9 protein-coding genes are annotated in these 12,879 nt (G+C 41.2%); 5 read left to right on the forward strand and 4 right to left on the reverse strand.

Features of this window, described 5'->3' with window-relative positions:
• Positions 1-28 precede the first annotated feature (28 nt).
• Complete coding sequence (locus FM019_RS20045) at positions 29-1,276, reverse strand: malic enzyme-like NAD(P)-binding protein (protein WP_143837882.1); 1,248 nt, start codon at positions 1,274-1,276, stop codon at positions 29-31.
• Between the two features lie 265 nt (positions 1,277-1,541).
• Positions 1,542-1,754, reverse strand: a complete 213-nt coding sequence (gene rpmE / locus FM019_RS20050) for a 50S ribosomal protein L31 (RefSeq protein ID WP_143837883.1) — start codon at positions 1,752-1,754, stop codon at positions 1,542-1,544.
• 202 nt (positions 1,755-1,956) lie between these two features.
• Here rpmE and priA point away from each other — a divergent pair, with 202 nt between their 5' ends.
• From priA to hslU, 4 genes are all read left to right on the forward strand, one after another.
• The gene (priA, locus tag FM019_RS20055; RefSeq protein WP_143837884.1) at positions 1,957-4,131 is read left to right on the forward strand and encodes a primosomal protein N'; all 2,175 of its coding nucleotides are present in this window, start codon (positions 1,957-1,959) and stop codon (positions 4,129-4,131) included.
• A 158-nt stretch (positions 4,132-4,289) separates the two neighbouring features.
• Entirely contained in the window at positions 4,290-4,853 is a 564-nt protein-coding gene (locus tag FM019_RS20060) for an SPOR domain-containing protein (protein ID WP_143837885.1), read from the forward strand.
• A 118-nt stretch (positions 4,854-4,971) separates the two neighbouring features.
• Complete coding sequence (gene hslV, locus FM019_RS20065) at positions 4,972-5,496, forward strand: ATP-dependent protease subunit HslV (RefSeq protein WP_143837886.1); 525 nt, start codon at positions 4,972-4,974, stop codon at positions 5,494-5,496.
• Positions 5,497-5,552: 56 nt separating this feature from the next.
• Positions 5,553-6,881, forward strand: a complete 1,329-nt coding sequence (gene hslU / locus FM019_RS20070; RefSeq protein WP_143837887.1) for an HslU--HslV peptidase ATPase subunit — start codon at positions 5,553-5,555, stop codon at positions 6,879-6,881.
• Between the two features lie 619 nt (positions 6,882-7,500).
• Here the strand turns inward: hslU and FM019_RS20880 are convergent.
• Complete coding sequence (locus FM019_RS20880) at positions 7,501-7,665, reverse strand: hypothetical protein (protein ID WP_185969359.1); 165 nt, start codon at positions 7,663-7,665, stop codon at positions 7,501-7,503.
• 79 nt (positions 7,666-7,744) lie between these two features.
• Between FM019_RS20880 and FM019_RS20075 the strand changes: the two genes are divergently transcribed.
• The gene (locus FM019_RS20075) at positions 7,745-11,743 is read left to right on the forward strand and encodes a hybrid sensor histidine kinase/response regulator transcription factor (RefSeq protein WP_143837888.1); all 3,999 of its coding nucleotides are present in this window, start codon (positions 7,745-7,747) and stop codon (positions 11,741-11,743) included.
• Between the two features lie 198 nt (positions 11,744-11,941).
• On the opposite strand, the gene FM019_RS20080 is transcribed toward FM019_RS20075, so the two are convergent.
• Positions 11,942-12,385: an RNA-binding protein gene (locus FM019_RS20080; RefSeq protein WP_143837889.1), complete on the reverse strand. Its 444-nt coding sequence runs from the start codon at positions 12,383-12,385 to the stop codon at positions 11,942-11,944.
• Positions 12,386-12,879 lie beyond the last annotated feature (494 nt).

The raw sequence follows: 12,879 nt of genomic DNA on the forward strand, positions 1-12,879 counted from the left end.
GCAGGTAGCCAACACTACCTGCAAGGAATTATTTTTCCAAATAGTTTTTAGGAAGCGCTTCTAGACCAGCGACACCCGAAGCAATGGCTGCCTCTGCAACGGCGGTAGCAACTCGTTTGCAAAGTCGTGGATCCATGGGTTTTGGTATGATGTATTCTCGACCAAATTCCAACGCGTCGACATTGCTCGCGTCGAGCACTTCTTGAGGGACTTTTTCCTTAGCAATACTGCGTATCGCATCCACTGCAGCTACTTTCATTTCGTCATTAATCGTTGATGAACGCACGTCTAAAGCGCCCCTGAAAATAAACGGAAAGCAAAGTACGTTGTTGACCTGGTTGGGATAATCAGAACGTCCCGTTGCCATGATCAAGTCACTGCGTACTTTATTCGCAAGCTCGGGTTTAATCTCTGGATCAGGGTTAGAGCAAGCAAACACAACCGGATTGTCAGCCATTAGTTTTAGTGCTTCTGGTGGCAATACATCAGGCCCAGATACGCCAACAAAAACATCCGCACCTTCCATAACATCTTCCAGTGTGCGTTTGTCGGTATTGTTAGCAAAAAGCATTTTATGCGGGGTCAGATCGTCTCGTCTGGTGTGTATAACGCCTTTTCTATCGAGCATATAGATTCTCTCGCGCTGTGCTCCGCATTTGATCAATAACTCCATACAGGCAACCGCAGCAGCGCCAGCTCCCATGCACACGATAGTTACATCGTGTATCGCTTTACCCTGTATTTCTAGAGCGTTAAGCATACCCGCAGCCGTTACAATGGCCGTTCCATGCTGATCGTCATGAAACACTGGCACCTTACAGCGTTTAATAAGCTCTTGCTCTATTTCAAAACATTCAGGGGCTTTAATGTCTTCCAAATTGATGCCGCCAAAAGTATCCGCAATATTGGCAACTGTGTTGATAAACTCTTCCGTTGTACGGTGTTTGACTTCGATATCAATCGAGTCGAGTCCTGCAAAACGTTTGAACAACAAGGCTTTGCCTTCCATAACAGGTTTTGAGGCCAATGGACCAAGATTTCCCAGTCCTAGAATTGCCGTACCGTTTGAAATCACGGCAACCATATTGCCTTTCGCTGTGTATTGATATGCCGCGTTGGGGTCCGCTGCAATTTCTCTTACTGGTTCAGCTACGCCAGGGCTATACGCCAATGCAAGATCAGTTACGCTTTCAGCCGGTTTGGTCAGCTCTACGCTGATTTTTCCAGGTACCGGCTTAGCATGATAATCCAATGCTTTTTGCCGAAAATCAGACATATGTGTCTTCTTCCTTTCTAATTGTAGGGTGAGGTATTTTTATTAATATTATCGGTGATATTATTTTTTTAGACCCGATAGTGGCAAATGTAACATAGGCTTGTGTCGATCACATATCAGACGAGGCTATAAATGCTATTCATAAAATTTATGTAGCTACCAGTAAATATAAAGTGAGGGTGATACTCGTAGGCAAAAATAGAGTGGATCAAACATAAAAAAAGGCGCTTGTTTAAGCGCCTTTTGTGATTCGGTTTGATTGAGCTTATTTTTTGCCCAATGCACCAAAACGTTTCTTGAATTTGTCAACACGACCGCCGGTATCAACGTTACGTTGCTTACCAGTGTAAAAAGGGTGACATGCAGAACATACGTCTAGGTTGATGTCTTTACCAAGCGTTGAACGAACAACAATTTTGTTGCCACATGAACATGTTGCAGTCATTTCAGTGTATTCAGGATGAATATCTTGTTTCATAGGGGTTACCTCATTTCTGGGCCGTATCGCTATACAACCCGAAGTCGCACACCATACGCAAATTAATTTTAAATAGCGGCTTGCCGCAAAGAGGCGCGCATATTAATGTAACAGGGAGGTTTGATCAAGCAGTTTTGCTGGATTAATAACCGCCAAGCGCACTTTTATTACGACCTTCAGCCAGGAATTTTGATTTCAACCCATGCACATTATCCAAGTTGCACTGCCTATTCCCAAGCGGCAATTATTCGATTACCTGTGCCAAAGCGCTGACTTGATGCCAGGCTGCCGTGTGTGGGTGGGTTTTGGTCCGCGAAAATTAGTCGGTATTGTGCTTGGATATACGGACCATTCTGAGCATTTCGACAAGCTCAAATCGGTTTCTGAAATTATCGACACGACTCCGGTATTAGACAGCAGCCTGTTATCCATTTGCGGTTGGTTAGCCAAATACTATCATCATCCCATTGGCGAAGTGCTGCATACCGCGTTGCCCGTTGCATTGCGCAAGGGAGAGTCAGATCAACCAAAGCCTATCGACTATATTCAATTGGTTGATAAAAATTCAGCCGATACGCTTACGGCTCTAGGACGAGCTAAGAAGCAAATCGAACTCTACGGCATGTTAAGTGAAGGTCCAATATCACTGTCGGCGATACGTCAGCATTTCAGTGATGCCGTTATCAATGCACTGCAGAACAAAGGCCTTGCTGAGAAATGCTCAAAAGAGCCTCAATTCTTGCCAGTTAAATGGCCGACTCAAGCTATCTTCGATAAACCTAAAGCCAATGTTGAACAGGCTTTGGCCATTAGCACAATCACAGGCAAGTTAGATCAATATGGCTGCTATTTACTCGACGGTGTAACAGGAAGTGGCAAAACAGAAGTGTATTTGCAAAGTATTGAGGAGGTTTTGATACAAAAAAAACAGATACTCATTCTTGTTCCTGAAATTGGTTTAACACCGCAGACGGTCACTCGTTTTGAACAACGATTTGGGCTTGAAGTAGGCATTCTACATTCTAATTTGACAGACAATGAACGATTGATGGTTTGGCAAAAATGCCGCCGCGGCGAATTAGCTATGGTAATTGGCACTCGCTCTGCCATTTTTACACCGATGAAATCACCTGGAATGATCATTGTTGATGAAGAGCACGATGCGTCCTATAAACAGCAGGATGGTTTGCGTTATCACGCGCGAGACCTGGCAGTCGTCAGAGCTAAAGAGTTAAATATTCCGCTGGTGCTTGGCTCAGCAACACCTTGTTTGGAAACACTCAATAATGCGATCTCTTTAAAGTATCACCATTTGTCGTTATCTCAGCGCGCAGGCGCGGCAACAATGGCCAAGCAAAACGTACTGGATATTACCAACCAACCACTACAAAGCGGTCTGGCACAAGGAATGATCAAGCGCATTGAACAACATTTAAAAGCGGGCAGCCAGGTGATGCTATTTGTTAATCGCCGAGGCTATGCGCCAGCATTGCTATGCCATTACTGTGGTCACATTGAACAATGTCAAAGATGTGATAAACCTTATACCGTGCATAAAAGTCTCAACAAAATGCAATGCCATCATTGTGGGGGAGCTCGACCGATCCCAAATCAGTGTAAAGTGTGTGGGCATCAAGAAATGGTAACCCAAGGAGTTGGCACTGAGCAGTTAGAAGCAACCCTAAACGAACGTTTCCCTCAATATAGTACGATCCGGATTGATAGTGATAGCGTGCGAGGCAAAAGCAAGCTGCACACGGTTTTGGAAGAGATCAATCAATGTAAACATCAACTATTAATTGGAACACAGATTCTCTCTAAGGGGCATCATTTTCCTCATGTTACTTTAGTGGTGATCTTGGATGCTGATGGAGCGCTGTTTAGCGCGGACTACCGAGCACCTGAACATTTGGCACAATTGATTACACAACTGTCTGGTCGTGCTGGAAGAGCCGAAAAACAGGGCGAAATGTGGCTGCAAAGCCATCAACCCGGACACCCATTACTGCAAGATCTCATTCACAATGGTTACGGACACTTTGCTCGATATGCATTGTTGGAACGTAAACAGGCACAGCTGCCGCCTTATTTATTTCACGCATTATTTCGAGCCGAGGCGACTCGTGCGCAAGATGCCTTTGATTTTCTATCTGAAGTTGCCAGTCTCGTTAGACATTCGCAGTTAAAAATAATCGGCCCAATCCCGGCGATAATGGAAAAACGCCAAGGCCGTTTTCGAATGCAGTTGCTAATGCAGTGCTTTAACCGAACCTTGCTCAATCAAATTATCGCTCAACATATTCAGACCATTGAAAATATGCCCTTAGCTCGTAAAGCGCGATGGTCGCTGGACGTGGACCCACAAGATTTTATGTAACCTTAAGCCGCGATAGTAGAACCCCTCGAAGCAGTTGTTGTTGGCCGAATTCTTTTATCTTGGCCTGGGCTAATGTAGATATTGGTTTGTGCGTTCAATCGCGCTACACTTCGTGGTCCGTGCGCAGATGTAAGTCATCAGAAAAATAATAAATCCCTATGGCACAAAAAGATTATGTAAAGCGTGGTCGAGCACCACAAAAAAGCAAAACTCCGCCCCCAGAACCGAAAAAATTGCCTTGGTTGAGACTGGTTGTGACCATTTCATTGGTTTTTGCATTTGCTTATTTTCTGTGGGCAATAAGCCAAGGACCAAGTACCTCTGAAGAGAACCAACCCAATCAAGCTGGAAATAACGCATCTGAATCTTCTCAACAAGCTAGTGAAGACCCTTTACCGGAAATGCCAAAGGAAACCTACGGTTATCCAGATACCTTAAAAGACGGGCAAGTAGAGATTGATCGCAAAGAACAGCAAAAATCTGAGCGTCCTTATTTAATGCAGTGTGGCTCATTCCGCCAACAAGACCGAGCCGACGAAATGCGCGCCCAACTTGCCATGCAAGGCATTGAATCTCAAGTTCGACCAAGCAATGGTAAAAATGGTCTATGGTACCGTGTTGTGCTAGGTCCATACGACTATAAGCGCGATGCAGAAGCAGATCGACATGTCGCCCAGCGAATTGGTATTGGCACCTGCCAGATCTGGTTCTGGGACTTGTAATTCAAAACAGAATCTTTCTCGGTCTTGAAAATCTGCTGGGGCTCCCCACATATACTCCATTGAAGCTGGCAAGGCCTTGCGCTGTTGCCAGTTGTATTGACTAATTCAAGGAGCCGACGTGACTACAATTGTATCTGTACGCCGTAACAATCAAGTTGTCATCGCAGGAGATGGACAAGTTTCATTAGGTAATACCGTAATGAAAGGTAATGCACGGAAAGTGCGCAGATTATACAACAACCAAGTGTTAGCAGGGTTTGCTGGTGGCACTGCCGATGCTTTCACACTTTTTGAACGCTTTGAAAGCAAGTTAGAACAGCATCAGGGACATTTAACCAAAGCGGCGGTCGAACTTGCCAAAGATTGGCGAACGGATCGGATGCTACGCAAACTCGAAGCCTTGTTAGCCGTCGCGGATCATACCGCTTCTTTGATCATCACCGGGAATGGCGACGTAGTTCAACCAGAACAAGACCTTATTGCCATTGGTTCTGGTGGCCCATTTGCACAGGCGGCAGCCACCGCACTGCTTGCCAATACAGAGCTAGGTGCACAAGAGATCGCAGAAAAAAGTCTCACCATTGCTGGTGACATCTGTGTATTCACCAACCATAGCCAGACAGTTGAAACGCTCGATTATTAATTCATTTTCCACATCATGCCTTAAGGCGTGATGTCTCTAATTCATAAGGGTTAAACATGTCAGAAATGACTCCTAGAGAAATTGTCCACGAGCTGGACAGTCACATCATTGGTCAACAAGATGCAAAGCGCGCGGTGTCAATTGCACTGCGCAACCGTTGGCGTCGCATGCAACTGCAACCAGAACTTCGTCAGGAAGTGACGCCTAAAAACATCTTAATGATCGGCCCTACGGGGGTAGGTAAAACTGAAATCGCCCGCCGTTTGGCCAAGCTTGCTAACGCACCTTTTATCAAGGTTGAAGCCACTAAATTTACCGAAGTGGGTTACGTGGGCAAGGAAGTTGAGTCGATCATTCGTGATCTGGCAGACATCTCGGTGAAAATGACCAAAGAACAAGAAACCGAAAAAGTAAAATACCGCGCCGAAGAAGCCGCTGAAGAACGCATTCTTGATGCGCTTTTACCACCTCCAGAGAACGTCTGGGGTGAAAAAGAAGAAGCTGACAACAAAGGCACTCGTCAGGCGTTTCGCAAAAAGCTTCGCGAAGGCCAACTTGATGACAAAGAAATCGAAATTGATGTGGCCTTGCCACAAGTAGGCGTTGAAATCATGGCCCCTCCAGGCATGGAAGAGATGACCAATCAGCTGCAAGGCATGTTTCAAAACTTATCTGGCTCGCAAAAGAAAAAGAAAAAACTGAAAATCAAAGACGCTTTCAAGCTTTTGGTTGAAGAAGAAGCTTCGCGCCTGGTCAATCAAGAAGAGCTAAAAGAAAAAGCACTCTACAACGCAGAACAAAACGGCATTGTGTTTATCGATGAAATTGACAAAATCTGTAAGCGCGAAGGCACAGGTTCTGCTGATGTGTCGCGTGAAGGCGTGCAACGAGACTTACTGCCATTGGTAGAAGGCTCTACCGTTTCGACCAAACACGGCATGATCAAAACCGACCATATTTTGTTTGTGGCATCGGGTGCGTTCCAAATGAGCAAACCATCGGATCTGATCCCTGAATTGCAAGGCCGTTTGCCTATTCGTGTTGAGTTGTCAGCCCTAAGCGTAGAAGACTTTGTGCGCATCTTAACCGAACCCAACGCGTCACTTACAGAGCAATACATTGCTTTGCTAGCCACCGAAGGGGTCAGCGTAAGCTTCACCGAAGATGGCATCCGCCGCATCGCCGAAGCCGCCTGGCAGGTTAACGAAAAAACCGAAAACATTGGCGCACGCCGACTGCACACAGTGATGGAGCGTTTGATGGAAGACATCTCTTTCGATGCATCGGAAAAACACGGCGAAAAAATCCTGATAGACGCGACCTACGTCAACGATCATTTGGAAAAACTCGTCGACAACGAAGATCTTAGCCGATTTATTTTGTAGCTATAAAGCTGTGTAATAGCAAAGCGCGTTTGCCTTGGCTGCGCGCTTTTTTAATTCATGTTACTTTGGATAAATCGAGATTGAATTCGCCCACATCAATTCGTTTTCAACTATCATCCATTGGCCAATAGAGCGTTGCATTTTTAAGTCACGAGTATTCCAGTAATGATATTTATTCCACTATTAAAATTTGAAAATTCATATATAAGACGGGGGGACCGCGCAAGAAAACAACAAAACATAAAAAATACGGCCGTTTTTAGGCTTATTTGAATAATCATTTAAAACGGCAGCTAGATTTTTTGTGACTTGATGCTGTTAAGGGGCGGCGCGCTAACATCTCATGAAACCATGAGTTGACTGAGATATTTTTCTTGCTCCCGTTTGTTGCAGCGCCGAATCGGTTAAAAGGACAATAAAAAAGTTCACCTACCTAAAGGTTTAACTAAAAGCATAGTTTACTATCCGAAAATCTGACAAGACAATATGTAAAGTTGAAGCCCTTATATTGTTAATTGTTTCAGTCTACTAATTTAAATCGATTTTTTAAAGAAGCAATAAACAAAGTGACCCAGCACGTCCGCATAGCAAACATTGTCATTCGGATTTTTGAATTGTTTTACTTTTTAATTTTTGGCTTTCGTTTTATCGGATCAACATAAAATGGAACTACCTCTTCTACGGGGCGAATATCATGCCCTCCAGCTACCAATATGAGGTCATTCTCTAAAAGTACCTTCATTGGTACAGTTTTTTTGTATTTTGCGTTTTTTTCTGCTTTCATAATTTTTCTCAGTGTATTCTTATTATCGCGAACAGGGACGCTTATTTTAACCTCACTCAAGTAAAAAGGATTGTAATAAATGGGTCAAAAAATATTGATATCGGGACTTTTTGAAGGTTTTATCAAAAAAATAGTTGTTATTTTTTTCCTTTTTGTTTGTTGCAACTCAACCTTTTCTGCGACATCGATCAATAAAATTGGAACCAAATCTACGGGCCTAATATATTCCATTTATCAAGGTGAGAGTTCTCTCTGGTTGGCAGGAGAAAATGGGCTTTATCAATTAAGAGGAAATGAGGTTGTAGCTTTCCCTCCTGAATTCTTTACTGCTGAAAAATTAGATATTGAGGGTGTAGTAGAAGATCAATATGGCAGAGTGTGGGTTACTACTTTTGGAAATGGAATTACAGTATTCAATCCACTCTCAATGAAAATTGAACGTATCGGTATCGATACAGGACTATTCTCAGAACATTGCTTTGATATTGCTATAAGACAAAAAACTATAGCGATTAATTGTGCTGACGCAATCTCTAAAATAAATATCGATACTTTTGAAATCTCTAATTTTGAAGACTTTCAAGGTGAAAAATTCAAACACATTTCCCATATCCAAATTGCAGATAATGGTGATATCTGGTTTTTAGACAATTCTCGAGACCTCTTTCAGCTTAAAAATGAGATTATCAATAAGACAGATTTGTTTGGCGATAAATTTTTGTCCTACAGTATTCATACCTTTTTTCTTGATTCCGAAAGCACTATATGGTTTACGACTAATAACGGACTGTATAAAAAGGAGCGTGGTTCGGTAAGCAAGATTGAAAATCCAGAAGGAAGTTCAGTATTTTCAATAATTGCAGAATATAGTCAGCATGACCTTCTAGTATTTTCCGATCGGTTTTATATCTATAAAACTAAATCTGATACTTTTATTCCGCTTAACTCTATTTCTAAAATTCAAAACACTAAGATTGAAGAAGTCTACTCTCTTGTTAAAACTAAAAATAACTCTATAGTTTTCTATGCTCCGCTGGTTGGATTAACAACTTTTAATGCGTTTTCTTTAAATACAGAGGAGTTGCTTTCCAAAAATGCACATTCGCTAAATATTCAAAGTAGTTTTTTAAAAAATAATGGAAAATTATTAATTGCGCACAATCGAAACTTATCCATCGTTGATCTAGAAACAAATACTGTTACCTCATCAATTGATAGTCTTGGAGTCAATACTGCTTTGCATCACGATACAAATTCCAACGAATTGTTAGTTGGAATCGAAAATCAAGGTCTTTACAGATTCAAATTGGATGATTCAAAGATCGATGAGTTATATACATTCAATGAAGGAATCATTTCGGATGTAGTAGGTGATCGTGATACTGAAATCGTTTTTGGAATTGCTGGTGGCAAAGATCCCGGATTGTTTATTGCAGGAGACAATGCAGCAACAAAAATTTTGGCAGATATTCATGTAGATTCTGTTTTAAAAAATAAAGAAAAAAGAATCTTTTTCACCTCGAGGTACAAAGGACTATTCGAACTAAGAGCAACCGAAGCTATAAAGTTAAGTGAAAGTTCAGGGTTTATTCAGAACTGTTTGATAGAAGACTCAAAAGGTGTTTTGTGGATATGCACTGACGGTGGAGGGTTGGGGTACTATGATGAGAACTTGAAAACGACCTTGTTTATTGATCCCAAATATACGGCTGACTCTCGCCATGTTAGGGATCTAGTTGAAGATACTGATGGTTACCTCTGGGTTATGACTAATAACGGATTAGTTCGTTATGATCACTATAGTTCACAGTCTATCCAAGTTGGAGAGGAGGAGGGTATCAGAGATATAGATTTTGAAATTACAGCTTCTATCAAATTAACGAATGATCGAATCCTTGTCGCAGGTGATACTAAAAATTATATAATCAATACCAAACTTGCAAACGCTTTTTTGAACAAGAGGTTAGAACAAACAACAAAAGCTATTTTTGTTGAATTGTCTGTTCGAAGCAGAGATTTCCATGGGTTGCAGCATAGTACAAACAAATTGTTGGATTCAGTAAAGCATGATCGACCTGTGGAGTTTTTAGCTGATGAGTTTTTATTTAATATTACTTTTGCGGCAGACAACTTTGTTGACAGAAAAATTCTTGGTTATCAATACAGGTTGTTAGGCTTAGATGACCAATGGACTGACGCCAAACCACATGAAAATACAGCTACATTTTCTACCCTCCCCACTGGGGACTATCGCTTTCAATTGAGGATTTTTGATCCTAAAAGTAAAGCAGAACAACCAATTTCATCATTAAAGATAAGAGTTATGCCACCTTTTTGGCAGACTTGGCAAGCGTATAGCCTATATATATTGGGAACAGCAATACTATTATTTTTTGGCGCGAAATATAGAACCTACAAACTGAAAAAACTAAATAAACGGTTAGAGAAAACCGTAGCGGATAACACTGTTGATTTAGCCAAAAGTCAAAACAAATTGGCAAGATTATTAAATCAGAAGGAAAAACTGTATGCCAATGCTTCACATGAACTAAAAACACCACTAACGTTAATCTCTGGGCCTATCGATAACTTAGATGAAATGGATCTTCCAGGCAAAGCCAAACAAGAGCTGGTGGTAATAAAAAGAAATTCCCAAAGATTAATGACAATTGTAGAGCAAATATTAGAGCTATCAAGTGCTGATGCCCAAACGCTAAACAAAAAAATACCTTACGACATAAAGCAATCAATTGATGTAATTGTCACTTCATTTCAACCTCTGGTACAAATAAAAAACTTATCGCTCCATTTAAACAATACAATTACGTGCCATGCGGTGCTAGTTTCAGATTCGCTGGAAAAGATTTTGTCAAACCTCCTATTAAATGCTTACAAATATACGCAGGCAAACAAAAGCGTTTATATTAACGCTAGCAATACTCATAGTGAATTTTGTTTAGAAGTAAGGGATGAAGGAATTGGCATAAAAAGCGAATACGTAAAAACGATATTTGATCGTTTTACCCGTTTAGACAATATGCCCGAAAACAACGGCTCTGGTTTAGGTTTAGCGGTAGTGCAAGAGCTAGTAAGATCAAATGGCGGGGAAATTTCTGTAGAAAGTACAGAAGAAGTGGGCACAACGTTTCGCATTGTAATCCCTATCGTAGCTGCATCAGAGGTCGATGATGAAATTGTTAGTGAACCTACCACGAAACTTGCTAATGACATTAATTCGTTTTTTGAAGAAGAGGCCGCTTGTATTCTGAATACTGGCGAGCTGCCAACAGTTTTGTTGGTTGAAGATCATCAGGATATGAGGAGTCTTTTATTCAGAGTGTTAAGTCCAAGTTATAATTGTATCAGTGCAAAGGACGGTTTTGAGGCGTTTGAAAAAGCAATGGAATGTGTGCCCGATCTAATTATAACTGACCTAATGATGCCTAACTGTGATGGATTCGAATTTACAGATAAGATCCGTTCCAATGAAATCACGTCTCATATACCAATCGTTATGTTGACCGCGAAAGGAGATAACAACACAAAATTGATTGGCTGGGAGCATCAGGTTGACGAATTCATGACTAAACCTTTTAATGCCAAAGCGTTGAGAGTTAGGATTGCCAATTTGTTGCTGATAAGGAAAAGTATTGCGCAGAAATTTGGGCAAACAGATACGGACGAAAATACAAATCAAATTTTTCGGTTGAATAGCTCTAACTTTCACTCAGATAGAGACAAACGTTTTTTCCAAAAGTTTATCAGTTGGTTGGAAACTAACTACTCAAAAGAGACGGTCTCTAGGAAAGACGCTTCATCTGCGCTTGCTGTGAGTGAAAGGCAACTTAACCGTAAACTAAATGCATTGACAAATTACAGTTTTAACGAGTTGTTGCGAAAGTTCAGAATGGGTAAAGCGATAACGGAAATTAAGTCAGGTAAAGCAATTTCCGTTGTCGCTTATGAGACAGGCTTTGCTACTCCTTCTTATTTCAGCAATCGATTCAAAGAGGAATACGGAATGTCGCCAAGTCTGTTTTTAGAAAAGTACTCGGACAGTTTAAAACCAAGTAAATAGTCTCTTTTTAAAAGGATTCACTTCTATTTGGTTTAAAGACTGTGTAGTTATTAGTTACAGCGATTTGCTGCGTTCTTATGTCCATCGCTAATTTGTGAAGCTCTGGAAGAGACTTTGTAATTAGGATGTGGTTGCAATTTAGTAAAGTAGGATGGTTTTAATTAAAACCATCCTATAATAAAGCAAAAAAGCTTGACGTTACTCTTCAGTCTTCTCTTTTGCCAATCGGACTTTTAACGTGCGCTCTTGAAACTCGGTATCGTTGAGTTTTTTGATCATTTTGTCCGCACTTTTTCCATCAACTTCAACAAATCCATATCCCTTGCGTTTACCTGTGCGTCTGTCTTTCATCAGCCTTACAGAATCAACTTTTCCATATACTGAAAAATGATCAGATACAGCCTGTTCATTTACCTTATAAGGAAGGTTGCCAACATATAATGTTGTCGTGCCTTTGGAGACGAGTGATTCTTTAGGGGTGTCAGCGATAATTTTGGAGAGTTGTGGAATGACGGCTGCACCAATAAGTAAACCAAAAATAAATGCTAGTTGAACAGGGATAAAGTCGTCGGGTAATGCGAAGTATGCAATAACTGCAATAGCGAGTGCGAATACGACATTTAGAAAAGATAGGGATTTCATGAAACTGCCTTTTGTATAATTGTTGTTATTAAGGAAAAAATTCGCAGCTATGTTACTCATAAAAACCATTTTATCCAACTTTCATAATACATATAGCTGTCGATAAGCAAAAAGTCGCGGCAATTAGCAGCAGTTAGTGTAAATAATAACCACTTAAACAATTTTTTTAATTAAAGTCTTGATCTTAGAAAGAGGGTCTGTAGAATGCGCGCTCGCTTCAGGGAGTTCTTACAAGAACACTCATTCACAAAAAGCTCAGATGAGCATTTTGTGACATTGCTGTAAAGCAAGTGTGAAGCGGGATGCAGCCAGTTGGTGATTTGAAAAAAGTTTCAAATAAACAGCACAAAATGATTGACAACATCCAAGGGGCGTGTAGAATTCGCGTCCCGCTTGAGAGAGGCTTAGGCCAAATCAAGCAAAGGTGAAAACCAAGTTTGTCGCAACCGACGTCATGTTATGACAGTCACCTTGCGCAAACGTCGCCTCAAAAA

The organism is Aliiglaciecola sp. M165, assembly GCF_007197995.1.
Lineage (GTDB): Bacteria > Pseudomonadota > Gammaproteobacteria > Enterobacterales > Alteromonadaceae > Aliiglaciecola.

Excerpts from the sequence above, each read along its gene's own strand:
- FM019_RS20075 (WP_143837888.1), top strand. The coding sequence starts at position 7,745 with ATGGGTCAAAAAATATTGATATCGGGACTTTTTGAAGGTTTTATCAAA.
- FM019_RS20045 (WP_143837882.1), bottom strand. The coding sequence starts at position 1,276 with ATGTCTGATTTTCGGCAAAAAGCATTGGATTATCATGCTAAGCCGGTA.
- hslU (WP_143837887.1), top strand. The coding sequence starts at position 5,553 with ATGTCAGAAATGACTCCTAGAGAAATTGTCCACGAGCTGGACAGTCAC.
- rpmE (WP_143837883.1), bottom strand. The coding sequence starts at position 1,754 with ATGAAACAAGATATTCATCCTGAATACACTGAAATGACTGCAACATGT.
- FM019_RS20880 (WP_185969359.1), bottom strand. The coding sequence starts at position 7,665 with ATGAAAGCAGAAAAAAACGCAAAATACAAAAAAACTGTACCAATGAAG.
- priA (WP_143837884.1), top strand. The coding sequence starts at position 1,957 with ATGCACATTATCCAAGTTGCACTGCCTATTCCCAAGCGGCAATTATTC.
- FM019_RS20060 (WP_143837885.1), top strand. The coding sequence starts at position 4,290 with ATGGCACAAAAAGATTATGTAAAGCGTGGTCGAGCACCACAAAAAAGC.
- FM019_RS20080 (WP_143837889.1), bottom strand. The coding sequence starts at position 12,385 with ATGAAATCCCTATCTTTTCTAAATGTCGTATTCGCACTCGCTATTGCA.